This is a genomic window from Streptomyces sp. NPDC006510 (assembly GCF_040611955.1).
Lineage (GTDB): Bacteria > Actinomycetota > Actinomycetes > Streptomycetales > Streptomycetaceae > Streptomyces.
Map to the genome: position 1 here is coordinate 1 of NZ_JBEXPH010000022.1, position 23,320 is coordinate 23,320.

Sequence of the window (23,320 nt, forward strand, 5' to 3'; positions counted from 1 at the left end):
TCGTCACCAAGCTGGACGACGCGCTGCCCAAGCAGGGCCTCACCGAGCTGATGGAGCAGGCCAATCGGCCCGCCGAGTGGGAGGGCGCCTGCGGAACGGCCGGTATCTACGGCTCCGATCTGGCGGTCAACCACCGCGTCTGCTGGAAGAGCGACGACGCCATCTCCTCGGAGTGGGTGCCGCAGGCCATCACCGGTGTCTCGGACGCGCAGGAGGACGAGGACTGGGGCACGTCCAATGCCGAGCCGATCGCCGTGGCCGGTTACGACGCGGAGAACCCGGGCCGCAGCGACTACGCCTCGGGCAAGGACAACTGCCGCCTGAGCCCGGCGTCGGACGCCTGCAACGAAAAAGGCATCCGGGTCAGCTTCTTCAACCAGGCCACCAAGATGTACCGCCATGTGCTGCTGGTCTGGCCGTACATGAACTCCAAGGACCACATCTCCTTCGACGCGCTGCACGCGCGCGAGGGCAAGTGTCTCACCGAGGTGACATCCTCCTGCGCCGCGCAGAACGGCATCCACGCCGGTGGAATGGTCTGGTACGGCAACTACCTGTACGTCGCCGACACCGCCAACGGCATGCGGGTCTTCGACCTGCGCAAGATCATGGACCTCAACCCGGACAACAACGCCGATGTCGACGACCCGACGCCGGACGGTCTGGTCAGCAATGTCGTGGACAAGAGGCGGATCGGCCGGCAGAACAACGTCTGGTACGGCTACGGCTATCGCTATGTCATGCCGCAGGTCGCCACGCTGAAGTTCACCGCGGCGAAGAACGGCGGGACCACCAGCGGGAACCAGTGCTACGCCACCGGCCGCCCGAAGGCCTCGTACATCTCGCTGGACCGCACCGACACCGACCACATGGTTCTCGGTGAGTACTGCAACACCAACAACGGCGGCACGAGCCCCGGCCGCGTCGGCACGTATCCGATGACCGCGCTGACCGCCGCGGTCGAGGGCGCGAGCGGTACGGCGGCCGACGCCGACCTGGCCTACGGCCTGCCGACCGGTGCCACCTTCAACGGCGAGGCCCTGTGGCACAAGATCCAGGGCGTCACGCGGTACGAGGGCAAGTGGTACTTCCACCGCAGCAACGGCTACGACAACGGCCGGCTGCTCCAGGCCACGCCCGGCACGGTCGACGGAACGTCCCAGCTCGTCGGCAACACGAAGACGCTGGAGTCGTCGTTCGGGCCCGAGGACCTCTACCTCGCGCACGGGCGCGGTGACGGTTTCGCGCCGCAGCTGTGGTCGCTGAGCGAGCACGCGCCGAGCAAGTGCGGGGCGTGCAAGCGCGAGGTGTACAGCTACAACATGTCCGAAGTGATCAGCGACTTCGGCTGATCCGCCGGGCAGGCCCTACAGTCGGATACATGGTTTCCGGTGAGGCGCCGCAGGCGGAGGGCAGCGTTCGGGTCGACGTCTGGATCTGGTCGGTCCGGCTGACGAAGACCCGTTCGCAGGCCGCTGCCGCCTGCCGCGCGGGTCATGTGAAGGTCGCCGGCGAGCGCGCCAAGCCCGCCCAGGCGTTGCGCGTCGGCGACGAGGTACGGCTCCGGCACGCCGGCCGCGACCGGATCGTGGTCGTGTCGAAGATCGTCAAGAAGCGGGTCGGCCCTCCGGTGGCGGCGGAGTGCTTCGTCGACAACAGCCCGCCCCCGCCGCCGCGTGAGGCGGCGATCCAGGTTCCGGTACGGGACCGGGGCGCGGGTCGGCCGACGAAGCGGGACCGGCGCGAGATGGAGCGGCTGCGGGGGCCCAACCCCACGGGCTGACGATCCCACGGGGTGACGGCCCCACGGGCTGACCGCCCCGCACCACGGCTGCCCCCGCTACGGCTGGGGCGACGCGATCGCCCGTGCCGCCGCCACCTCCTGGCGCAGCGGAGCCAGTACGCCCTCCTCGTCGCCCGGAAGCTCGGTGCGCACCTCCACCAGCACCTCGCTCGCCCGTATACCGTCGGCCAGCTCCCGCAGCTGCCGCTGGACCTCCGCGACCTCGGCCGGCGGCGGCTCCGGTGCTCCGTGGTTGACCCGGACCCGGGCCGCCGTCGTCGCGTCCACGATGCGTTCGACCGCGACGACCAGCGGCCACCACGCCGCGGCCCGGGTACCGACCGGGGGCGGCTCCGTCAGGGCGCGCTGGAATTCGGAACGTACGACCGACAGGTCACGGTAGATCCGGCGCCGGGCCCGCACTCGTTCCGCCCGGTCGCCGGAGCGGCCCGGCTCGAACGCGTACGCCACATAGTCGGCGACGTCCGCCACCGCGTCCGCGAGCCGGTGGCCGATCCGTACGTGCCAGCTCTCCGGCCACAGCAGATAGCCCGCCACCAGCACGATGGCGCAGCCGATCAGGCTGTCCAGGAAGCGCGGCCAGACCAGTTGGAAGCCCTGGTGGTTCAGCAGGTCGGACAGGAGCAGGATGACCGGGGTGATGGCCGCGGTCTGGAAGGCGTAGCCCTTCGCGGTGAGCGCCGGGATCAATGCGGCGAGCACCACCATCACCGGCACGTCCCACCAGCCGATCGGCACCGCGGCGAGCACCGGTGCGGCGATCACGAGACCGGCCGCCGTGCCCACCGAGCGCAGCACGGCCCGCGAGAACACCGAGCCGAAGTCCGGCTTGAGGACGAATGTGACGGTCAGCGCGACCCAGTAGGAGCGCGGCACCGGGACCAGCGAGGTCAGTGCCTGGGCCAGACCGATGCAGAGGGCCAGGCGCAGCCCGTACCGCCACGAGGCCCCGGAGAGCAGTACGTCGCGGGTGGCCCGCCGGATCCGTACCCCGAGCACGGCGGGGCGGCCGAGCCGGTCGTCGACGTTGTACGGGTCGGGGTCGGCCTTGTGCACCACGACCGCCGCGTGCCGCAGGGCGCTGTCCACCGCCCGGGTGGCGGGTGAGTCCGGTGCGGGCAGGGTGAGTTCGGGGTGCCCGGTGCGGCTCTCCTCGACGGCGGCGGCCAGTTCGCGTACCGCGGCCGGGATCTCGTCCGGGAGCGGGCACCTGCGCACATGGACGGCGGGGGCCGCCTCGACGAGCGGGATGACGACGTTGAGCTGGGCGAGCAGCCGTACCATCGCGTTGCTGCGGCCGTGGTAGCGCGCCCGGCGGGCCAGGACCAGGTCGTAGGACGTGTTGAGGGACTGGGTGACGGCCTGGCGCTGCTCCTCGTACGCGTCGGTGCCCGCGGCGGCGAGCAGGTCGGCGACCGAGAGATAGGTGCCCGCGACCGCCACCCGCTCCGGGAGCTTCCGCCGGAACGGCCAGGCCAGCAGGGTCAGGGTGAGCACGAACAGGCCGCCGACCGTGAGCAGCAGCGGCGCCACCCACCAGGGCTGCGGCATCGGGAGCCCGGCGCCGACCACCGCGTCGAGCAGGAGCAGCAGCCCGGACACGGAGGCGACGGCGCCGATCGTCGACATCATCCCGGAGACCAGGCCGACCAGGGTCAGCGCGGCGACGGCCCCCCAGCCGGTTCCGTACACGAGCGTGCCGAGCATGATGCCGAGCGCGCCGAAGAGCTGCGGTACGGCGATGTTGAGTATGCGCATCCGGTACGCGTCGGCGGTGTCGCCGATGACCCCGGAGAGCGCGCCCATGGAGACGAGCGCGCCGTACGCCGGCCGGTCCAGCGCGAAGCCGACGGCGAGCGGTGCGGCCAGGGATATGGAGGCGCGGACGACCGCCGCCCGGGCGATGGGCGTGGACGGCTGCGGACGCAGTCCGCTCAGCAGCCAGGGGGGTGGTGTCGCGCGCCGCCTTCCGGGTGCGGCCTCCGTGTCGGTCAACGCGTCCCCCTGGGTCGTGCGTTCAGCTCCGGTAGCCCTCGACCTCTTCGGCGGGCCGGACCTTCGCCGTGGACGGATCCTTGCCGAACTCGCTCAGCGCCCGGCGCCGGCGCAACAGATCCCAGCACTGATCGAGCCGTACCTCAACGGTACGCAGCCGTGATTTCTCGTCCTCGCTGAGGCCCATCTCGCGGGTGGAGCGGTCGCGCAGGCTCCGTTCCTCGGAGATGAGTCCGCCGATGTCGTCGATGATGTCGCGTTCCCGGTCGTCCATGACGTCTCCGTAAGTTGTCAGGCGGCCCGGGAGGGGCAGCGGAGGGCGGGCAGGGGCTCAGAGCACGATGACGGTCTTGCCGCGTGCGCCGCCCGTCCGGTTCCGGTCGAGGGCCTGCGGGGCTTTCTCCAGCGGGAGTTCGATGTCGACGGGCACCCGCAGCACGCCTTCGGCGGCGCCCGCGGCCAGCACGTCGAGCAGCACCGGGGTGGGTTCGAGCCGGAAGTCGATGCCGGTCACGCCCGGGGGCAGGGCGGCCCCGGCGGCGACGCCCCGGGTGGTGAGGGCGATGCCGCCGCCGCGCACCAGCGCGGCACGGTCGGCGAAGGAGTCCGGGGTGGTGGAGACCAGGTCGACGAGTGCGTCGACGCCGTCCGGGCAGCTCTCCCGTACCGCCGCTTCGAGGGGGCGGTCGGTGATGTCGATCGTGACGGCGGCACCCAGTTCCGTCATCCGCCGGTGCTCGTCGCCGCGCACGGCGGCGATCACGCGTACGTCGCGGGCCGAGGCGAGCTGGGTGAGATAGCTGCCGACGCCGCCCGCCGCACCGATGACCAGCAGGCTCTCGTGGCCGCGGAACACCGCGATCTCCAGGATCTGGGCGGCCGTCATCCCGGCGGAGGGAAGCGCGGCCGCGGCCCGGAGCGGGAGGCCGGGCGGGACGACGGCGATGGCGGAGTCCTGCGGTACGGACACGTAGTCGCAGTACGTACCGCTGTCGGCCGCGTTCGGCCGGGCGACCCGGCCGAAGACCTGGTCGCCGACCCGGAAACGGTTCTCGCCGCTGCCGATCATGTCGACCCGGCCCGCGAAGTCCACCCCGATGACCAGCGGGAACACACGCGGGGCCGGTCCGTCGTCCGGGGAGCCCTGCGCGACCTGCCAGTCGGACGGGTTGAGCGCGGCGTACTCGATCCTCACCCGTACCTCTCCGGCTTCCGGTTCGGGCTTGGGTATCTCCACCAGCGCGGGGTCGGCCCGGAATGCGCCGACGGCTATGGCTCGCATGCGGAAGACCTCTCAGTCGCCCCCGATCCGGCAGTCATGAGAACCACTCTTCCCCGGCCAGCCCGCCGCCGCACGTCGAGCGAGAAGGGCCCCGTACGGCGGGTGCGAAAGGCCCCGCGGAGCCCGTGCGCCGGGTCATCCGGTACCCGGACCGGGCCGTCCCCGGGTCGCCCGCAGCCGTACGAGCACCGCGCACACCGCCATTACCAGCCCCGCGGCGAACACGATCCACGCCGTAGTGCGCAGCGAGCCCGTCAGCGCGTCGTACACCGCCGCCGCCCCCGCCGTCTCGCCGTCCGGCACCTCGGACAGCACCCGGTTCCGGGCGAACGCGACCACCGCGCGCAGCAGCAGCGCCCCGAGCGCGAAGCCGAGCCCGGCCACGGCGACGGCGGACAGCGCGGCGGGCGTGGAGCGCCGGTGCCCCGGGCCGCCGCCGCGCAACCAGGCCACGACCACGCCGAGGACGGCGACCACGAGCGTGCCCACGGCCGGCCAGACGCTGCCGGTCTGCAGCAGACGGAAGGTCTGGCGCAACTGGTCGGCGCGGTCGGCGGAGATGAGCGTGATGTCGGTGTGCTGGACCGGAATCCGGTCGGCGAACGGCACCCCGTTCTCCTCCAGATTCTGTTTGACCCGCTCGGTCACGGGTGCCAGATCGATGGTCACGGCCTCGCCGGTGTCGCCGTTCAGGGCGGCGGTGACGGCCTCGTGGGCGGTGCGGTTGGCGGCGTTCCACGCGTCCTGGAAAGCGTCGGTGGTGGTGAAGGACAGCACCGCCTGGCGCAGGAAGTCCCGCACGGTGTCCTGGAGCGGACCGGCGTCGATCTGCTTCATCGCCCCGTCGGTGATGAGGTCGGTGACGGTGCTCTGCACATCGGGGTCGGAGGCGAGCGGGGCCACCGCGTCGACGTAACGGTCCGTGTTCTCGATCTCCAGATCGACCCAGGCGGACAGCGCGCCGACCGGGACGAGGACGGCGAGCAGCACCAGCAGTACCGCCGAGAGAGCCGCCGAGAGATAGGTCCGCACATCCCCAGGGAATCCCGCGGACGCGCGGCGCGCCCCGGGCCGTACGCCATCCGAGTTGCCGGGCGGTGCGGCCGGGTGTGCCCTGGAAGGAAAAGGAGCCATGGAAGGAGAACTCCGCCATGTCCACACACGCAGCAATGCCGGCTCGCGGACGGTCCGGGCCGAGGGCACACGCACGCGGGCACAGCGCGCTCTCCTGGGCGATCCCCGTCACGCTGGGCGCGGCGTACGGCCTCTACGCCTCGTTCATCCTCCGCAACCACGGCGCGAGCGGCGGCCGGCAGTTCTGGTACGGCCTGATCACCGCGGTGGTGCTCGCCGTCCTGTGCTTCGCGCTGGGCCGGATCCAGCACACCATGCTGCCCCTGGTGCGGGCCACGGCCTACGGCGCGCTGACCGCGGCGGCGATCGGCCTGCTGGTCGGGCTGACCGATTCGAGCGTGCTGCGGTCCTCGGCGCTGGGACTGTCGGTCGGACTGGGCATGTTCATCGTCACGTTCTACATCTTCTACACGCACGAGAAGACGTGAGCTCCCCGGCGCATCCTTGACCTTCCCCGTGGGGGAAGCCCCAGCATCGTCGATGCCGGAGCTTCCCCTTCGGCGCGAGAAGGTACGGGGCAGGGGCACGGGGCCAGGAGGAGGTACGGGGTGGAGCGCGAGGAGAGCGGCCCGCTGGTGACGATCGGTGCGTTCGCCCGGCTGTGCCGGCTGTCCGCCAAGGTGCTGCGCCGCTACGACGAGCTGGGGCTGCTCCCGCCCGCCCTGGTCGATCCGGTGAACGGCTACCGGTACTACGCCGAGGAGCAGGTGGAGACGGCCAGACTGGTGGCCTGGCTGCGCCGGATCGGCATGCCGCTGAACCGGATCAAGGAGGTGGCCGCCCTTGAGGACGCCGGTGCGGCCGCCGCGTCGATCAGGGGGTACTGGGCGCAGGTGGAGGCCGAGACGGCGGCCCGGCGGGACCTGGCGGCCTTCCTGGTCGACCATCTGTCGGCGCAGGAGGCGGTGGCGCCGGTGGGGACGCTCGGCATCCGGTACGCGGCGGGGTCCGACGCCGGTGCGGTTCGGGAACACAACCAGGACGCGGCGTTCGCGGGAGCCCGGCTGCTGGCCGTCGCCGACGGGTTCGGGGCGGGCGGCGCCGGGGCGAGCGCGGCGGCGATCGATGCGCTGAAGCCGGTGGCGCGGGAGGTGTCGCGGGGCGCGGCGGGTGCGGCGGGGCTCCTGAACGCGTTGGAGGACGCGGCGGAACAGGCCGCGCGTGCGGTACGGGACGCGGTCGCCGGGGGCGGTGCGCCGGACGCGTCGGGGACGACCCTGACCGCGATGGTGTGGAACGGCGCGCGGCTGGGGCTGGTGCACATCGGGGACTCGCGGGCGTATCTGCTGCGCCGCGGCGAACTGTTCCGGATCACCCACGACCACAGCGTCGTCCAGTCGATGATCGACGACGGCTCGCTGACCGAGGACGAGGCGTCCTCGCACCCGCAGCGCGCGCTGCTGCTCAGAGCCCTGGTGGGCGGGGACGGGGGCGGGGCCGGCGACGGTGACGGCGCGGAAGTGTCGAAACCCGATGTGCGCCTCCAGGAGGCCCGCCCCGGCGACCGCTATCTGCTCTGCTCGGACGGTCTGACCACGGTCGTCGGCGGCGAGGAACTGGCCCGTGCGCTGGCAGCGGCGGACGGTCCCGGCACGGCCGTACGGGACCTGCTCGCCCTGGCCGGTGCGGCGGGCTGCCCGGACAACGTGTCCTGCGTGGTCGCGGACGTCGTGTCCCTGTGACGCGAGGGCGGGCCCGCACGCGTTCGTGCGGGCCCGCCCCGTCCGTCACTGGTCGCGTACGACCGTCACCGGGCACGGCGCGTGCTGGGTGACATGGAGGCTGACCGAGCCGAGCAGGGTCGCCTTGAGCCCGCTGTAGCCGCGCGCCCCCACGACGAGCAGGTTCGCGCCCTTGGCACGGTCCAGCAGGGACTGGGCCGGGTTGCCGATCACCACGATCTTGCTGACCGCCGCCGCACCCTCGGCGCCCAGGGCCTCCTCCAGCGTCTCGTTGAGGGCCACGGTCGCCAGGGCCTGCGGGTCGAAGTCCTCCGGCATGCCGGGCATCATCGACGCCCAGCTCGTCGCGGGGTACTCCCAGCTGTTGACGGCCTCCACCGTGTCACCGGTCAGCTCCGCCTGGCGTACGGCCCAGTGCAGTGCCTTGACCGACGACTCGGAGCCGTCCACGCCCACCACGATCCTGCCCATCACTGCCTCCAGCTCGGTTCGGCTCAGTGCGCGGATGCGCCGTACGTGCAGGAGACCCCGCACGGCGTACAGGAAATCCCGCACGGCGTAGAGGAAATCCCGCACGGCGCATCTTTCGCCCCAACTCTAATCAAACCGGGCGGGGCTTCGGGCGGCGGGTCCTCAGTCCAGGCGGAGGTCGGCGAGCTGCTGCTCGAACGGCACCACCTCGTCGTCCAGCCCGAGCGTCCTCGGCGCCCCGGAGGCCGCCCGGCCGCCCGTGATCATGGCCGCGAGTTCGCCGCCCGCCCGCCGGATGCGGGACGGCAGGCCGTCGGTGTACTCGTCGCCGGACGAGCCCCAGTCCTCCGACGCCGCGTACACGGAGGTCGGTACGACGGTGGCCCGGAGATAGGCGAAGAGCGGACGCATGGCGTGTTCCAGGACCAGCGAGTGGCGGGCGGTGCCGCCGGTCGCCGCGATGACGACGGGCTTGCCGGTCAGCGCCGTGTTGTCGATCAGGTCGAAGAACGACTTGAACAGTCCGCTGTACGAAGCGGTGAACACGGGCGAGACGGCGATCAGCCCGTCCGCCTCCGCCACCTCCTTGATCGCCCCGTCCAGGGCGGCCGGCGGGAACCCGGTGACCAGGTGGTTGGCGATGTCGACGGCCAGGTCACGCAGTTCGATCACGTGCACCTCGACCGTGCGGTCCTGCTCGGCCAGCAGGCGCTCGCGGGCGGCACCGGCCAGCCGCTCGGCCAGCAGCCGGGTCGAGGACGGGCTGCTCAGCCCGGCCGATACGGCGACGATCCTCAGCGGTTCGGTGGCGAACACGGTGGTCAGACCTCCTTCGTGGCGGTGCGGGCGGCGACGGCCGGGTGGACGGGGGCGGAGTCCGGGACCCCGGCCGGACGCAGGGCGGCGAACTCCTTGCGCAGCACCGGGACGACCTCCTCGCCGAGGATGTCGAGCTGCTCCAGGACCGTCTTCAGCGGCAGTCCGGCGTGGTCCATCAGGAACAGCTGGCGCTGGTAGTCACCGACGGCGTCCCGGAAGGACAGGGTCCGCTCGATGACCTCCTGCGGGGAGCCGACGGTCAGCGGGGTCTGCCGGGTGAAGTCCTCCATCGAGGGCCCGTGCCCGTAGACCGGCGCGTTGTCGAAGTACGGCCGGAACTCCCGTACCGCGTCCTGCGAGTTCTTCCGCATGAACACCTGGCCGCCGAGGCCGACGATGGCCTGCTCCGCGGTGCCGTGGCCGTAGTGCGCGTACCGCTGCCGGTACAGGTTCACCATCTTCTTGGTGTGCTCGATGGGCCAGAAGATGTTGTTGTGGAAGAAGCCGTCGCCGTAGTACGCGGCCTGCTCGGCGATCTCCGGCGAGCGGATCGAGCCGTGCCAGACGAACGGCGGGACGCCGTCCAGCGGGCGCGGGGTCGCGGTGAAGGACTGCAGCGGCGTACGGAACTTGCCCTCCCAGTCCACGACGTCCTCGCGCCACAGCTTGTGCAGCAGGGCGTAGTTCTCGATGGCGAGCGGGATGCCCTCACGGATGTCCTTGCCGAACCAGGGGTAGACCGGACCGGTGTTGCCCCGGCCCATCATCAGGTCGACGCGGCCGTCCGCGAGGTGCTGGAGCGTGGCGTAGTCCTCGGCGATCTTCACCGGGTCGTTGGTGGTGATCAGCGTTGTGGACGTGGACAGGATCAGGTTCTCGGTGCGGGCGGCGATGTAGCCGAGCGTGGTCGTCGGCGAGGACGGGACGAACGGCGGGTTGTGGTGCTCGCCGGTCGCGAAGACGTCCAGGCCGACCTCCTCCGCCTTCTGCGCGATGGCGAGCGTGGCCTTGATCCGCTCGTTCTCGCTCGGCGTCCTGCCGGTCGTCGGGTCGGTGGTGACGTCCCCGACGGTGAAGATCCCGAACTGCATGGCGCCCGCCTCCAGAAAGCTAGGGTTGTTGAACGTTGAACTATGTGAACACACCCTACAACGGGGCGCCCCCCTGACCTATTCCGCGCTCCCCGAGGGAGTGCCGGACCGGTGCGTACCCTGGACGGGACGCGCGGACCAGACACGGACCGCGCCCTGACGGAGGCGGGACCGTGAGCGGGAGCGGCGGTGAGAGCGAGCGCTGGAAGGAGCGCGGCGTGGCCCTGCGCGTCTTCGTCTACGTATTCGCCACGCATCTCTTCGCGGGCTTCATCTGGATCCTGTTCTACGTCGGCGAGCACGCCAAGAAGTGAAGTGAGCGGGGTCGGGGCGGGGGACATGGACGGCACCACAAGCGCGCGCCTGGACGCGGCGCTCACGGCGGACGACATCTGGATCGCCCTGTTCGCCCTGGCCGAGGATGCCCCGGCCGGCCTGCCAGCCGTGATCGGCGCCCGCTACGGCCGGGCGGCGCAGGACGAGCGGCGCCACCTCACCTGGCTGCTCGGGGCCCTCGGCGAACCGGCCGTCCCGGTGTTCCTGCGCCTGCTGGCCGAGAGCGAAGGCGACGGCGCGAAGGAGCTGCTGGGCACGGCGGTGCAGCGGAGACTGCGCCTTCCGGCGGCCGAGCTGCACCGGCTCGCCGAGGAGCTCGGCGCGGTGGAACCGCTGGTGGACGCGATGGGCTGTCCGAGGACGCGGCTTCGCGCCGTTCCTCGGCGGGCTGCTGGACCACGAGGGCCTGCGCGGGCTGATGGAGGAGACAGGTACACACGGAGTCACGGAGCGGCAGGTCACCGCACTGCACGAGGTGGCAATGATGGGCCGGGTGCGGCGCAGCCGCTACGAGAAGGCCGAAGCGATCAATACGCAGCAGGCCACGCGGGATCTGCAGGCACTCACCAAGGCGCAGCTGCTGACGGCCGTGGGCCGGACGAAGGGCCGCCACTACGTCGCCGGGCCGCGGTTTCCGGAGCGGGTGCTGGCCACCGCGCGTCGACATCACACCATCAGCAACCCGTATGCCACGTGATCTCGCGGTGCCGCAGCCTCTGTTCCCGGTGCGCCGGATCGCTAATTGTCGTGCTTGCGGCGGACCATCTCGGCGATCCAGACGGGCGCGAACGGAGACGTGCAGCCCGGGGGAGTCGGGTAGTCCTTGAGCACCTCCAGGCGCTCACCGATCTCGATCGCACGGGCGCGGTACTCGGCGTGCTCGATGCCGATCTGAGCCAGGCAGTGGTTCATCGCCCACCGCAGGCGATCCGGGGCGTCCTTCATCTCCGCCTCGATGGCGTCGAGCAGTCCCGCGAGGTCGAGCCCCTCGGGCTTCTTCGCCACGCGTTCGGCGGTCAGCTCCCAGCCCGCACTCGCGACCACCGGATCCGGATCGGTGGACCAGGCCAGGCGCAGTTCTTCGCAGTGCGGGCTCTTCTTCACCACGTAGTTCACGAGCCAGCCGTGCACCTTGGGCGCGCGCGCCTCGCGCACCATGGCGTCCAGCTCGGCACGCCCGAACGCCTTCGGGCGGCAGATCAGGACCGCCAGCAGCCGCGCAGCGGTGTCACCCGTCTCCCAGAGCTCGCCCGCGAGTTCCTGCTGCGTCTTCAGCCGCTTCGCGAGTGCGCGCAGTTTGCCGAGGTTCACACCGTGATCGTCACCGTGCTTCTCGTTCACGGCGCGTGCCTTCGGGTCGTCGAGCTCGGCCAGCTCGGCCATCACCGCCGCCACCGTCGTCCCGGCCATCTCGGCCCCCTGTCCCTCGCGTGCGGGACTTCAGCGTACGACGGGGGTAGGCCAACGAGACCGGGACGGGACGCCCCGAGGACCTCGCCATCGGCGCACCGGCTGTGAAAAAAATCGCTGTCCGGTCGCCGGATCACGGTGTTGGACAGTCAGCGTGGCAGCCCTCGATCAGACCACGAATCGCGCAGCTCAAGGTGCACGGCCGAATGCCGCGTGGTGGCCACATGCCTTCCCTGGCGCGGGCGCCAGATGACAGGGCCAATCAGTCGGGCTACGACTGCCCAGGCGCTGGTCGTCAGGCGCCGGGGGAGAAGGTGTCTGCCTTCACTGCGGTCAGGAACGCTGACCAGCTGCCGGCGCGGAAGACGAGAAAGGGTCCGTGATCGTTCTTGCTGTCCCGTACGGGCGTGACGTTCCGGACACCGTCGCACACCTCAAGACACTGTCCGTTGCCGCTGCTGTAGCTGCTCTTTCGCCACGTGAGCTGTGTGGGGTCGTGCTTCACTCTCAACACCTGCTCTCAGTCTCTTGCTTCTGCCACTCTAGCCAGCAGACCAGCACTGTCGTTCGGCCCGAGGGCCACCGCCTGAAGGTGTTCGAACATCGACTTGTAGCGTCGCATTTCCGCTTCGGACTCCAGGAAGAGATCTCCGGCGGGTGTGTCCACGTAGACCAGTTCCGGGTCTGCGGGATCCGGGAAATCCATGTGGACGAAGTTGCCCGTCATGCCCGCGTGAGCGCCTTTCTCGAACGGGATCACCTGGATGGTGACGTTGGGCTCTTCCGTCAGCTGAAGCAGGTGCCTGGCCTGTGTTCGCATCACTTCGCGTCCGCCCACGAGGCGTCGCACCGCGGCTTCGTCCACGATGGCCCAGAGCTGAAGCGGGTCTTTCTTGGTGAGCAATGCCTGCCGCTCCACGCGAGCTTGGACGCGCTGCTCCACCTCCTTCCTGCTGGCGGTCGGCAACACGCCTCTGACCACCGCACGGGCGTAGGACTCCGTCTGGGCAAGTCCTGGGATGAAGAGGGACTCGTAGTTGCGGATGGTGCGGGCTTCGCTCTCGAAGCCGATGTAGGCGGTGTACTCCTCGGGCAACTCCGAGTGGTACGGACGTAGCCAGCCCTGGTCGTTGGAACCGTTCTGGACCGCCAGGAGATCGGCACGCTGCGCCTCGTTCGCCGCGTAGAGATCCAGAAGAGCGATCAGAGTCCGCTTCTGCGGCCGGGCGCGTGCCTTCTCGACGCGGTAGAGGGTCGCCTCGTTGATGCCCGTCGTCCTGGCCACGTCTTCGCGTGTCAGGTCTGCTGCGGCTCGGAGTCGGCGTAGCTCGGCGGCCAGACGGCGGAGCCTCACGGTGGGCGGTCGTTGTCGCTTCTCCGGCACGCTGCGTCCCTTCGCTGCCTGGGTGGTACCCGCGAGTGTGGATGGTCACCGCGTGACGCCTCAAATCACCTCGAACGCATGGCGGTAGTACGCAATCCTTGCATTCCCTGTGTGAGTAAGAGCATGCTGAACGCGTAGTCACCCTTTGTGGAGTTTCGATCACAGTCGGGTGCTGCGGCGGCTTGCTGTCTCAGCAAGGACCCCCGCGACCGTGGCACCGGTCCGGGGGCATGGCCAACGCTTACCAAGGAGCGTCAACGTGTTGAACCTTATCGGCCGTTTGCTCGAACCACTCCGGTGTCTCTTAAGCCGACTCCCAGGCAGGGCGCGGCGGGGTGACGGCCTCGTACGCCCATGCTTCCCCGTCCGTCCAAAGCTTCAACTGAACTTCCAGCAAGCCGAGTTCGCCCGCTGGGAGCGTGCCGGGAATCGGTGTCGGCGGGAACGGCGGAGGGTGTGGTGGCTGGATCGGCAGGGGATCGAGGCGGGGCCGAGCCCGGTTCTCGGTGTGGTGGTGGGCCGGTGAGCGGAACGGCGGACCGTGCCGTCGTGCGGCGCTGGAGCCGGCATCCGCGTTGTGTGTCGCTGGCTCGGGCGGAACTGCGTACCGCGCTTGCGGGCTGGGGGTTCCCGGAGCTGGAGGAGGCGGCGGTGCTCGTGCTCTCCGAGCTGCTGACCAATGCCGGTCAGCACGCCCGCGTCACGCCGGGGCGGGAGATCGAGACCCGGTTCCGGCCGATGCGTGGCGGGGTGCGGATCGAGGTGCACGATGCCTCGGACGTACCGCCGGAGGTGCGCGAGCCGGAGCCCGGTGCATGTGGCGGTCGGGGGCTGGTGCTGGTGGAGGCGCTGGCCGACCGGTGGGGGTACGGGGCGCGGTGCGGGCCGGGAAAAGTCGTGTGGGCGGAGCTTGCGGCCGTTAAGCTCGGTCCATGACCTCCGTACCGTGCCGAAACTGGTGGCGCTCCTTCTAGGAGCGGCCGCCTCCCTCTGCACGGAATCAGGGCCGTTCGAAATGGACGGCCCTTTTTCTCTGCCCTCGTACGGGTACGGATGCCGATCCCGGCGGGCCGTCCTCCACGCAACCAGCACCAGCATCGCGAGGAGAGAGAGACCCCATGAGCAGCAGCATCGTCACCGCATCGCCCGAGCAGCGCACCGTCGAGCTGGAGGCGCGGATCCGGCAGGCGCCCGACCGGTTCCGGGTGATGACCGGGGACCGGCCCACCGGGCCGTTGCACCTCGGGCACTACTTCGGCACCCTCCACAACCGCGTCCGGCTGCAGGAGCTCGGGGTGGACGTCTTCGTGATCATCGCCGACTACCAGGTGCTCACCGACCGGGACGTCGCCGACCGGCTCGACGAGTACATGGAGGCGATGCTGCTGGACTATCTGGCCGTCGGGATCGACCCGGCACGCTCGACGGTCTTCAACCACAGCGCCGTGCCCGCGCTCAATCAGTTGCTGCTGCCGTTCCTGAGCCTGGTCTCCGTCGCCGAGCTGAACCGCAACCCCACCGTCAAGGACGAGATCGCGCACTCCCGGCAGTCGGCCGTCAGCGGGCTGATGTTCACGTATCCCGTGCACCAGGCGGCCGACATCCTGTTCTGCAAGGGCAATCTGGTGCCGGTCGGGCAGGACCAGCTGCCGCACCTCGAAGTGACCCGGACCGTCGCCCGGCGCTTCAACGAGCGGTACGGGGCGGTCTTCCCGGAGCCGGACGCGCTGCTCTCCGCCGCGCCGCTGCTGCTCGGTACCGACGGCACCAAGATGAGCAAGAGCCGGGGGAACTCCATCGCGCTCGGTGCCGATGCCGATGAGACCGCCCGGCTGATCAAGGGGGCGAAGACGGATGCCGAGCGGTACATCACGTACGACCCCGAGGGCCGGCCCGGGGTGTCCTCGCTCGTCTTGTTGGCGGCGCTCTGTCTGGACCGGGACCCGCACGCCGTGGCCGAGGAGATCGGTGGGGGTGGGGCGGCTGTCCTCAAGCGGAGGGTGACCGACGCCGTCAACAGCCGGATGGCGCCCATCCGGGCCCGGCGGGCCGAGTACGCGCGGGACATGGGGTACGTGCGGTCGGTGCTCCGGGCCGGGAACGAGCGCGCCAATGAGATCGCCGTGGCGACGCTGGACGAGGTGCGGGGGGTGATGGGGGGCGGGCTTCAGTAGTACATCTGGCCCGTCGAAGGGGTGGGTTCCGGCCAGGCTCCCCGGGCCGCCGTCTCCAGGATCAGCGCCGCGATGTTCCAGGCGTCGTCCGCGCCGCTGTGGTGGCGGCCCTCCAGAGGGAGGCCCGCCACCTTCAGGGCCTGGGCCATGCCGGGGCGCTTGCGCAGGCCGTGGGCGGCGGTGAAGGGGAGCTTGGCGTTGGTGTGGCGGTGGCCGAAGGGGTACGGGGTGCCGGTCGCCCGGCACTGGCGGGTGAACTGGTTGCGGTCGTAGTCGCCCCAGCTGGCCCAGGGGCGGATGCCCGATCGGTGCTCGGACGCCAGCAGGCGGCAGGCCTCGGCGAAGGACACGCCCGTGTCCACCTCGGCCTGGGTGAGGCCGGTCAGTTCGGTGCAGAAGGCGCTGACCGTGGACCGGGCGGGCCGGACCAGGATCCGGTGGCGGGCCACCCTTCCCCGAGCTCTCAACTCCGTTCGAGCAGGGGAGACCCCATTGGCCGCGCGCAGGTCGACGACCGTCAGCCCGATCTCGATGATCTCGCTCACCGCACCGGGCGGCGGCTGCCCGTCCCAGCAGGTCGCCTCGATGTCGATCACATTCAGGAGTTCGGGGGCCGTGTCCATGGGGGCAGGGTAGGAGCGGGACGCGTGCCGGGCATCCGGTTTTCGGCGTCCACCGGACACGCCCTATGGCCTCGGGGCCACGGGGCGGCGCCTGCGCAGGAGTTCGGCCAGGCCCCGGCGGGTCGCGGCGATCACCACGCGGTCCTCGGGGCGCAGTACGTACCCCGGGTGCAGGTCCCAGAGCAGGCCGGACGGGCGGTCCGGGGCGGCCGGGGTGTGGCTGGTCAGGTCCGGGCGGCGGTCCTCGGGCGGGGTGGCGTCCAGGGCCAGGACCCGCCAGGCGCCCGCCCGGAACGCCTGCTCCACCGTGCGGCCCTCCAGCTGCGGATGCCCCGCCACCTCGATCGCCGCGAACAGCATCACCTTCCGCTCGACCGGGATCGCGCCCAGGATCTGGCGCCCCATCATGGCGCCCGCGAAGGCCGGGGCGGCCAGGTGGGAGACGGAGCGGGAGCGGGTCACGGCCTGGGGGTGGGCGGTGCGCAGGGTGCGGTAGACGGCGGTGGCGAACTCGTCGTCGTAGAGGCGCAGGGCCACGCGCAGGTCGGGCTTGACCGAGCGGGCGTACAGGGCCGCCTCCAGGTTGGTGGTGTCGGCGCTGGTCAGGGCGAGGAGGGCTCGGGAGCGCTGGATCTTCGCCGCCTCCAGCACGCCCTCCTGCGTGACGTCACCGAGGACCACCGGTACGTGCAGCCGCCGGGCGACCGGGATGCCGCGCGCGTTCGGGTCCTCCTCCACGCACACCACCGGAATGCCGAGTTCGCGCAGCCGGACCAGGACCCGCGTACCGATCTTGCCGAGGCCGAGCAGCACCACATGGCCGGACAGGCCGCGTGGCGGGCGGCGCAGGGAGGATGCCGTGCGCAGCGATCCGAAGGCTTCCAGGACGCCCGCGACGAGGAGGGGAAGCAGCATCAACCCGGCTACGCCGGACAGGAGTTGGATGATCTGGCGGGCCGTCTGGGCGCCGATCGCCGGGTCGCCCATCGCGAACAGGTCGAGCAGGGTGAGGTAGGCGGCGTGCAGCGGATCGTCGCCGGTGGTGAGGGTGGAGGCGACGGCGAGGGCCACGACGGCCAGGCCGACGCCCAGCGCCGACCAGCGCAGCCGCCGCGAGAAGACCTGGCCGAGCGGTGCGCCCCGGCCGCCCATCCGGGGCGGCGGACCGGGCGGGCCGGCCTGGCTGACCGCTTCCAGGACGATCGTGCCCCGGCCCGTCGCCGCCGCCACCTGCCGTTCGTCCGGGAGGAGCCGGGGGCCTTCGTCGCCGCTGCTGTCGGAGCCCTCGGTGCCCGCCGGGTCATGGGTGGTGGAGGAGAGCAGCGCGAGGGTGCACAGGCCGGGGTCGGCGATCTGGCCGCCTCCGGGCGGGGTGCGTTCGGCGGCGCGCAGCAGCAGGCCCTCCGCCTCGATGACCTTGCTGGAGCCGGTGAGGACGGTTGCCGCGAGGGCGGGGGCGGCGGTGTCGGCGTCGGAGAGCACGGTGGTGGAGGCGTCCAGCGCGGCCCGGTCCAGGCCGGGTGTGGCGACGGCGGCGGCCTGGTCGAGCAGCGTCTCCAGGTGCTGGCCCAGCTTGCGGTTGTAGAGCCGGATGACCAGCCGGAGGCGGGGGTTGAGGCGGCGGGCGGTCAGCGCGGCGCGGATGTTGCGCTCGTCGTCGTCGTACACCAGGGCCAGGGCGGCGGCCGAGGCGACGCCCGCCTCCTCGAACGCCTCGTCGGACGGCTCCGGCGCCTCCAGGATCTGGACCGGGTCGACCCCGGCGTTGGTGTCGTCCCCGAGTGCGTCGGCCCCGCCCCCGCCGTTGCCGCCGTTGCGGTTTATCGCCGATGACATGCGGCCGAACAGTGCGGCTGCCAACCCCCGTCCGGCCAACGGCAGTTCCGGCCTGCGGGCGTCGCGTCCGGGCGGCAGGACGAGGGCGACCCGTTCCCCGTACACGTAGCGCAGTTCGACGGCGAGCCGCCGGGCCAGTGCGTCGTCGCCGCAGACGACCATGTGTCCGCTGAACGGGGAACGTTGGGGCTGCTGGGGAAGTGGGGGCACGTGACCCAGCATGCCTTGTTCCTCACCTCCGCGGGCGTGCGGTCAGTGATCTTCTGCCGGTTCGGCGGGCGGGAGTCCGGCGGGTGGCGAAGCCGCGTGCCGGGCCCGCGGGTTGGTGAGCACATGGCGCGGATCCGCGACCCGGACGATCGCCGACTCGACCGCCGCGATCCGGTCCGCGAGCAGCCCCAGCGCGGCGACGGCCCGGGTCATGGGGTCGCCGTCCGGGCCGCCCAGTGCCTGCGTACGGACGTAGGAGGCGGTGATCGCGGACCAGCGCGCGGACTGTTCCGGGGTGAGCCGGCCGCGCAGCGCGGCGAGCTTCAGCAGGTTCGACTCCGCGCCGGTCGTCAGCGTCTGGGCCTCGCCCGCGTAGTGGTCGTCGACGACGGCGGACAGCTCCGCGTCGTTCATCACCGGCACGATCCGTTCGGCGATCTTGTTCATGTTGCGGTACGAGCCCTGGAGCCGGAACGGGGGCTCGGTGCGCGTCGCGTCCGTCTGCGCCGCCGAGGCGATGTACGCGGCGTTCACGGCCAGCACCGTGTCCCGGGCGGTCAGCAGATGGCGCAGGACCGCGACGATCCGGTCCACCTCGGCGGGCGTGTACGGGTGGTCCAGCCGGTCCGCGCGCGCCGCGCTGTCGCCGGAGGCGAGGCGTACGAACCGGGTGAGGTCGTCGCGGGAGCGGCCGGCGAGCGGGGCCAGTACGGGGTTGGCGGTCAGCGCGTTCTCGACGAAGCTCAGCGCGAAGACATCCTCGCGGCCGCTCAGCACCTCGCCGAGGTTCCAGACGTCGGCCCGGTTGGCGAGCATGTCCGGGATCCGGAACCGCTCGCCCGACTCCGTGTACGGATTGCCCGCCATGCACACCGCGAACCGCTTGCCCCGCAGGTCGTGGCTGCGCGGCTCGCCGTCCCGCACGCCCTCGACGCGGCGGGTGGCGTCGCAGAGCGGGATGAACTTCTGGAGCAGTTCGGGCGAGGTGTGCTGGATGTCGTCGAGGTAGAGCAGGGTGTTGTTGCCGGACTCCAGCGCGAAGTTGATCTTCTCGATCTCCTGGCGGGCGGTCGCGGTGCGGGCCTGCGCCGGATCGAGCGAGGTCACGTCGTGGCCGAGGTTGGGGCCGCTGATCTTGACGAGGACCAGGCCGAGCCGGTCGGCGACGTACTCCATGAGCGTCGTCTTGCCGTAGCCGGGCGGCGACACGAGCAGCAGCAGGCCCTGCGAGTCGGTGCGCCGGTCGGCGTCGGCGGTGCCGAGCTGCTTGGCGAGGCTGTCCCCGATCAGCGGCAGGTACACCTCGTCCAGCAGCCGGTTGCGGACGAACGCCGACATGACGCGCGGCCGGTGGTCGTCCAGTCGCAGCCGGGACCGCTCGGCGGTCACCAGCGCGGTGCGTTGCCGCTGGTAGGCGCGGAAGCCGGGGACCACCACGGTGCGGAACTCGTCGGTGCGGGCCAGGAGTTCGTCGAGCCGGACGGTCAGCGCGCCCCGGTCGATGCGCGGATGGGTGCCGAGCAGACCGTCCACCCGGGCGGTCAGCGGGGCCTCGCAGTCGTACCGGTCGAGCACCGGCTCCGGGCAGAGCTCCACGGCGACGGCCTCCGCGAGATCGCCCGCGCCGATCCCGGTGCCGCTCGCGGCGTCGTACGAGCCGAGCCAGCCCTCGACGAGCTGGCGGCGGGCCGGCAGGTCGTCGCACAACGCGGCCAGGTCCTCGTCGTAGGCCGAAGTACCCGTCGTACGGCGGAACTTGTCCAGGAAGGTGCGGGTGGCGGCGCTGGTGACGAATCCGGCCGGGCCGCTCGTCAGCTCCTCGAAGAGGTACGCGGCGACGGCGGACGGGTCCTCGCCCGGGATGACGGCCGCCCACTCCTCCTGGAGGGCGTCGACGGCCGGGGCGAGGCCGAAGGTCTCCCGGGCGCGGGCCAGCGAGCGGGCCCGCCGGGTCCAGGAGGTGCGCCGGGCCTCGTCCGTGCCGTACGCCCAGAAGATCTGTGCCGCCGCCCGTACGGCGGGCGGGCAGCGCAGCAGACCGGCCCCGGCGTGCAGCCGCAGCAGGGCGGTGAGGATCGCGGTGGCGTCCTCGTCGTGAACGCCGCGCTGATAGCCCTCGTCGTACGCGGATGCGGCCGACTCCCGTACAAGAGCGGTGAGTTCGGCCGGGTCCAGGGCGGCGAGGGTGTCCGCGCCCCGCTCGTCGAGAAGCCGGGCGGCCAGGTGCTCGCCCCGGTAGACGTGCGGGGACTCGGAGGGGAGGGTCTGCTCCCAGTACGGGCGGGTCGCCTCGAACTCCGGGTCGGTGACCGGGGCCCGGTAGTCCGTGCCGGTGAGGGCGAACGCCAGCCGGTCCCCGTGCGGGACGAGCGTCAGGTCGAAGGGCTGGGTGTTCACCGCGAACCGGTGCCGGCCCAGCCGGATCGTGGCGCCGCCGTCCGCGTACAGCTCACTGCGGTCGCGCAGCGCCCGCCCGGCCTCCTGGCGGGCGGCCAGCAACTGCCCGTCCAGCTCCTCGGCCCTGACCGGATCGCCGAGCCCGCGCAGCTCCTCGGCGGTGCGGCGGATCTTGGCGACCATCGGGTCGGAGGCGAAGTAGGTGTGGACGGCGTCCAGGTCGGGCAGGGCGGACAGCCGCCGGGAGACCGTCTCCAGGACCCGGGCCGCCGAATCCGCCAGCCGCTCGGCGCGCCGGGCGCGGGCGTCCTGCAGGGTCTGCTTGCGGGCCGAGAACGCCTCGTACACCTCCGTCCGTCGCTCGGCCAGCTCGGCGAGGAAGTCGTCGAACTCCGCGAACCGCGACTCCAGGTTCTCCAACTGGAGCAGCAGCCGGGCCAGTTGCTCGTCACAGGCGTCCGGGGTGTCCGCGGCGGCGATCGCCCCCGTGACGGCCTGACCGAGCAGGGCGAACTCGGCGGCGAACTCGGCGCGGCCCTCGTGGTCGAGGAGTTCGCGGCGACGGGCTTCGAGCGTGGCGCGGGCCCGGTTGACCCCGCCGAGGACCTCGGCGATCCGCTCCAGGATCGACGTACGGACCGTGGTGTCCCCGATGTCGAGACCGGCGACGACATCCGTGACCGTGCTCAGGCCCTCCGTCATCCCGCTCAGCCGGTCGCCGAGGGCCGCCGTGTCCGCGACGGTGGCCGACGCGGACGCCTCGGCGGTGAGGCGGGCGATGTCCTCGTGGTAGCCGCGGAAGGCGTCGTCCCGGCCGAGGAACGCGACGGCGCGCTGCCCGGCCGATTCGAGGTCGGCGGCGGTCGCGGCGGAGAGTTCGGCGATGCGCTCGGTGTCCGCGTACCGCATCTCGGAGAGCGTCGCCAAGTGACCGTGGGCATGGCGCAGTTCGGTGAGCTGGGCCACCCAGGCGGCGGCCGAGCGCGGGGCCTCGCCGCGGATGCGGCGGGCGAGCGCGGTGAGCCGGTCGGCCGTCTCGGTGAGTGCGTCGGCGGCCTGCCGGGTCAGCTCCCGCACGGTCTCGAACTCGACGACGACCTGCTGGGCGGTGGCCTTCAGATCCACCAACGGGTCGGCGAGGGAGCCGAGTTCGGAGTCGTCCAGCCAGTGGTAGCGGTCGGTGGCGCGGGTGCAGTCCGCGACCAGCTGCGCGTACACGGCGGCGGTCGGTGTCGTCTCGGCGGCGCTGTGCGCCAGCGCCAGGCAGTCGGAGATGCCGCGCACCAGATCGGCGTTGCCGACCCGGGCCAGCGGGCCGGTACCGGCGGGGCGGGAGGCCGCGTGGGTGTCGGAGACGTACGGGGTCCGCCAGCGCTGCAAGGGGTGGACCCGGGCCGGTTCGTCGCCCGTGGCGGTGGTGCGCAGCAGGACGAGGGTGCCGTCGTCGAGCAGGGCGTGGCCGCGGCCCTGGAGCGGGGTGGCGACCTCCTGCCGGATCAGATTGTAGGGCAGCAGCAGGCCGCGGCCGTCGTCGGGGGAGCGGAAGGCGTAGAGGACGTCCTCGCCGTTCGGGGAGCGGACGGCGCCCTCGAAGACCGGGTCGGTGAGCGGCTCGGCGATGTCGAAGGTCTTGGCGGTGCCGGCGGTGAGGTAGTAGCCGCCGGGGAAGATGATCCCCTGGTCCTCCGGGAGCCGGTGGCAGGCCGGACCGATGCCGTCCAGGCGCAGCACGGTGCCGAGCAGCGTGTTGAAGACCAGGTACCGCCAGGACTCCTCGTTGTAGGGGCGGACGCGGAGCAGGACCAGCGGTCCGATGGTGGCGTACTCGACCTCCGCGTCGGCGAGCGACTGGAGGGGTTCGGTGACCGGCTCCTCGTAGATCCCGTCGGGGGTATCGGTGTCGTTCACCGTCTTGACGGTGAGGGTGCCGCCCAGCGTGTCGACGAAGAGCGGGGCGGTCTCCGGGCCGTCCCCGCCGACCGCGATGTGCGGGTGCCGGCCGAGGACGTGCGACTCGCGGCCCGCGACGGTCCAGGTGAAGTCGTGCGAGGGCGGGAAGACGTGGTCGCGGTCGCCGCGCGCGTCGAGGAACGCGCCCGGCGAACCGTCCGGGGCGAGCGCCCAGCGCAGCACCCGGATGCCGTCCGCGCTCTCGCCGGTACGGAAGACGGCGAGCAGCTTCCCGTCCACCCGGCGCAGCCGCAGCAGCCGGGCGTCGCGGTAGTAGCGGTGCAGCGCGGTGAACTCGCGTACGAAGCCCTCGTCGGCCGGCCACCCGTTTGCGACGGGCGACCCCAACTCCGGCCCGTACAGGGCGAGTACGTCGGACACCTCGGCAGGGTCCGCCGCCCCCGGGCCCCGCTCGAAGCCGAACAGCAGCTGCCCGCCGACGGCGACCAGGTCGCGGGGCACGGCCGCGTACCCGGTGCGGATCTGCTCGGTGCCGGTGAGCCGGAGCTCGGTCGACCCGAACTCCTCGGTGCGCCGGGCGTTGAGCTCCTCGGCGCGGCGCGCCAGCTCGGCGGCCCGGTCGCCGAGCCGGCGGCGCAGCACGTCGTACGTCCCCGCGTCCACGGGGCCGCCGGTGGGCGCTGCGGTCGTGGTGTCGGTGTCCATGCGTACGACTCTCCCTGCGAGGTGTTGCGAGGTGTGTGGTGCGGGTGCGCCCCGGT

Annotated in this window: 21 protein-coding genes; 8 read left to right on the forward strand and 13 right to left on the reverse strand. The window is 71.7% G+C overall.

What is annotated here, in order from left to right:
• Positions 1 to 1,352: hypothetical protein (locus tag ABZY11_RS10090; RefSeq protein ID WP_356478686.1), on the forward strand; the 1,352-nt coding region annotated here is incomplete at its 5' end.
• A gap of 29 nt (positions 1,353 to 1,381) precedes the next feature.
• Positions 1,382 to 1,783, forward strand: coding sequence for an RNA-binding S4 domain-containing protein (locus ABZY11_RS10095; RefSeq protein WP_356478687.1), 402 nt, complete (start codon positions 1,382 to 1,384; stop codon positions 1,781 to 1,783).
• 57 nt (positions 1,784 to 1,840) lie between these two features.
• Here the strand turns inward: ABZY11_RS10095 and ABZY11_RS10100 are convergent, their stop codons facing one another.
• The 4 genes from ABZY11_RS10100 to ABZY11_RS10115 form a co-directional block, all read right to left on the reverse strand.
• Positions 1,841 to 3,799, reverse strand: a complete 1,959-nt coding sequence (locus ABZY11_RS10100; protein ID WP_356478688.1) for an FUSC family protein — start codon at positions 3,797 to 3,799, stop codon at positions 1,841 to 1,843.
• A gap of 22 nt (positions 3,800 to 3,821) precedes the next feature.
• Positions 3,822 to 4,073 carry a DUF2630 family protein gene (locus tag ABZY11_RS10105; protein WP_356478689.1) on the reverse strand — a complete coding sequence of 84 codons (252 nt, stop codon included), beginning with the start codon at positions 4,071 to 4,073 and terminating at the stop codon, positions 3,822 to 3,824.
• 57 nt (positions 4,074 to 4,130) lie between these two features.
• A complete protein-coding gene (locus ABZY11_RS10110) occupies positions 4,131 to 5,081 on the reverse strand; it encodes an NADP-dependent oxidoreductase (RefSeq protein WP_356478690.1) in 951 nt (316 codons plus the stop codon).
• Between the two features lie 135 nt (positions 5,082 to 5,216).
• Positions 5,217 to 6,113, reverse strand: coding sequence for a hypothetical protein (locus ABZY11_RS10115; protein ID WP_356478691.1), 897 nt, complete (start codon positions 6,111 to 6,113; stop codon positions 5,217 to 5,219).
• A 119-nt stretch (positions 6,114 to 6,232) separates the two neighbouring features.
• Between ABZY11_RS10115 and ABZY11_RS10120 the strand changes: the two genes are divergently transcribed.
• Positions 6,233 to 6,643: a hypothetical protein gene (locus tag ABZY11_RS10120; protein WP_356478692.1), complete on the forward strand. Its 411-nt coding sequence runs from the start codon at positions 6,233 to 6,235 to the stop codon at positions 6,641 to 6,643.
• A 120-nt stretch (positions 6,644 to 6,763) separates the two neighbouring features.
• Positions 6,764 to 7,897 (forward strand): MerR family transcriptional regulator, encoded by a 1,134-nt coding sequence (locus tag ABZY11_RS10125; RefSeq protein WP_356478693.1) that lies wholly within the window; start codon positions 6,764 to 6,766, stop codon positions 7,895 to 7,897.
• A gap of 45 nt (positions 7,898 to 7,942) precedes the next feature.
• Here the strand turns inward: ABZY11_RS10125 and ABZY11_RS10130 are convergent, their stop codons facing one another.
• From ABZY11_RS10130 to ABZY11_RS10140, 3 genes are all read right to left on the reverse strand, one after another.
• On the reverse strand, positions 7,943 to 8,368 hold the full coding sequence (locus ABZY11_RS10130; RefSeq protein WP_356478747.1) for a universal stress protein: 426 nt from the start codon (positions 8,366 to 8,368) through the stop codon (positions 7,943 to 7,945).
• A 162-nt stretch (positions 8,369 to 8,530) separates the two neighbouring features.
• Positions 8,531 to 9,184 carry an FMN reductase gene (locus ABZY11_RS10135; RefSeq protein ID WP_356478694.1) on the reverse strand — a complete coding sequence of 218 codons (654 nt, stop codon included), beginning with the start codon at positions 9,182 to 9,184 and terminating at the stop codon, positions 8,531 to 8,533.
• A 5-nt stretch (positions 9,185 to 9,189) separates the two neighbouring features.
• Positions 9,190 to 10,278 (reverse strand): LLM class flavin-dependent oxidoreductase, encoded by a 1,089-nt coding sequence (locus ABZY11_RS10140; protein WP_356478695.1) that lies wholly within the window; start codon positions 10,276 to 10,278, stop codon positions 9,190 to 9,192.
• A gap of 173 nt (positions 10,279 to 10,451) precedes the next feature.
• On the opposite strand from ABZY11_RS10140, the gene ABZY11_RS10145 reads away from it, so the two are divergent.
• Positions 10,452 to 10,592, forward strand: a complete 141-nt coding sequence (locus tag ABZY11_RS10145) for a DUF6126 family protein (RefSeq protein WP_256260242.1) — start codon at positions 10,452 to 10,454, stop codon at positions 10,590 to 10,592.
• A gap of 440 nt (positions 10,593 to 11,032) precedes the next feature.
• Positions 11,033 to 11,311 carry a hypothetical protein gene (locus ABZY11_RS10150; RefSeq protein WP_356478696.1) on the forward strand — a complete coding sequence of 93 codons (279 nt, stop codon included), beginning with the start codon at positions 11,033 to 11,035 and terminating at the stop codon, positions 11,309 to 11,311.
• A gap of 41 nt (positions 11,312 to 11,352) precedes the next feature.
• Here the strand turns inward: ABZY11_RS10150 and ABZY11_RS10155 are convergent, their stop codons facing one another.
• The 3 genes from ABZY11_RS10155 to ABZY11_RS10165 all read right to left on the reverse strand — a co-directional run bounded on the left by ABZY11_RS10155 (position 11,353) and on the right by ABZY11_RS10165 (position 13,408).
• Positions 11,353 to 12,024 (reverse strand): DNA alkylation repair protein, encoded by a 672-nt coding sequence (locus ABZY11_RS10155; protein WP_356478697.1) that lies wholly within the window; start codon positions 12,022 to 12,024, stop codon positions 11,353 to 11,355.
• A 295-nt stretch (positions 12,025 to 12,319) separates the two neighbouring features.
• The gene (locus tag ABZY11_RS10160; RefSeq protein WP_356478698.1) at positions 12,320 to 12,529 is read right to left on the reverse strand and encodes a DUF397 domain-containing protein; all 210 of its coding nucleotides are present in this window, start codon (positions 12,527 to 12,529) and stop codon (positions 12,320 to 12,322) included.
• A 15-nt stretch (positions 12,530 to 12,544) separates the two neighbouring features.
• Positions 12,545 to 13,408, reverse strand: coding sequence for a helix-turn-helix transcriptional regulator (locus tag ABZY11_RS10165; RefSeq protein WP_356478699.1), 864 nt, complete (start codon positions 13,406 to 13,408; stop codon positions 12,545 to 12,547).
• Between the two features lie 522 nt (positions 13,409 to 13,930).
• On the opposite strand from ABZY11_RS10165, the gene ABZY11_RS10170 reads away from it, so the two are divergent.
• Together ABZY11_RS10170 and trpS are read left to right on the forward strand one after the other, a co-directional pair.
• The gene (locus ABZY11_RS10170; RefSeq protein ID WP_356478700.1) at positions 13,931 to 14,344 is read left to right on the forward strand and encodes an ATP-binding protein; all 414 of its coding nucleotides are present in this window, start codon (positions 13,931 to 13,933) and stop codon (positions 14,342 to 14,344) included.
• A gap of 182 nt (positions 14,345 to 14,526) precedes the next feature.
• A complete protein-coding gene (trpS, locus tag ABZY11_RS10175) occupies positions 14,527 to 15,582 on the forward strand; it encodes a tryptophan--tRNA ligase (RefSeq protein WP_356478701.1) in 1,056 nt (351 codons plus the stop codon).
• On the opposite strand, the gene ABZY11_RS10180 is transcribed toward trpS, so the two are convergent.
• The 3 genes from ABZY11_RS10180 to ABZY11_RS10190 all read right to left on the reverse strand — a co-directional run bounded on the left by ABZY11_RS10180 (position 15,576) and on the right by ABZY11_RS10190 (position 23,264).
• Complete coding sequence (locus tag ABZY11_RS10180) at positions 15,576 to 16,205, reverse strand: 3'-5' exonuclease (protein ID WP_356478702.1); 630 nt, start codon at positions 16,203 to 16,205, stop codon at positions 15,576 to 15,578. The two genes, trpS and ABZY11_RS10180, sit on opposite strands and share 7 nt — an antisense overlap.
• 63 nt (positions 16,206 to 16,268) lie before the next feature.
• Entirely contained in the window at positions 16,269 to 18,263 is a 1,995-nt protein-coding gene (locus ABZY11_RS10185; RefSeq protein ID WP_356478703.1) for an NAD-binding protein, read from the reverse strand.
• Positions 18,264 to 18,293: 30 nt separating this feature from the next.
• A complete protein-coding gene (locus tag ABZY11_RS10190; RefSeq protein WP_356478704.1) occupies positions 18,294 to 23,264 on the reverse strand; it encodes a DNA repair ATPase in 4,971 nt (1,656 codons plus the stop codon).
• Positions 23,265 to 23,320: the final 56 nt, after the last annotated feature.

What these genes read in the sequence shown, in the direction of transcription:
- ABZY11_RS10095 (WP_356478687.1), top strand. Translation starts at nt 1,382, where the DNA reads ATGGTTTCCGGTGAGGCGCCGCAGGCGGAGGGCAGCGTTCGGGTCGAC.
- ABZY11_RS10105 (WP_356478689.1), bottom strand. Translation starts at nt 4,073, where the DNA reads ATGGACGACCGGGAACGCGACATCATCGACGACATCGGCGGACTCATC.
- ABZY11_RS10110 (WP_356478690.1), bottom strand. Translation starts at nt 5,081, where the DNA reads ATGCGAGCCATAGCCGTCGGCGCATTCCGGGCCGACCCCGCGCTGGTG.
- ABZY11_RS10120 (WP_356478692.1), top strand. Translation starts at nt 6,233, where the DNA reads ATGTCCACACACGCAGCAATGCCGGCTCGCGGACGGTCCGGGCCGAGG.
- ABZY11_RS10130 (WP_356478747.1), bottom strand. Translation starts at nt 8,368, where the DNA reads ATGGGCAGGATCGTGGTGGGCGTGGACGGCTCCGAGTCGTCGGTCAAG.
- ABZY11_RS10140 (WP_356478695.1), bottom strand. Translation starts at nt 10,278, where the DNA reads ATGCAGTTCGGGATCTTCACCGTCGGGGACGTCACCACCGACCCGACG.
- ABZY11_RS10150 (WP_356478696.1), top strand. Translation starts at nt 11,033, where the DNA reads ATGGAGGAGACAGGTACACACGGAGTCACGGAGCGGCAGGTCACCGCA.
- ABZY11_RS10155 (WP_356478697.1), bottom strand. Translation starts at nt 12,024, where the DNA reads ATGGCCGGGACGACGGTGGCGGCGGTGATGGCCGAGCTGGCCGAGCTC.
- trpS (WP_356478701.1), top strand. Translation starts at nt 14,527, where the DNA reads ATGAGCAGCAGCATCGTCACCGCATCGCCCGAGCAGCGCACCGTCGAG.
- ABZY11_RS10180 (WP_356478702.1), bottom strand. Translation starts at nt 16,205, where the DNA reads ATGGACACGGCCCCCGAACTCCTGAATGTGATCGACATCGAGGCGACC.
- ABZY11_RS10185 (WP_356478703.1), bottom strand. Translation starts at nt 18,263, where the DNA reads ATGCTGGGTCACGTGCCCCCACTTCCCCAGCAGCCCCAACGTTCCCCG.
- ABZY11_RS10190 (WP_356478704.1), bottom strand. Translation starts at nt 23,264, where the DNA reads ATGGACACCGACACCACGACCGCAGCGCCCACCGGCGGCCCCGTGGAC.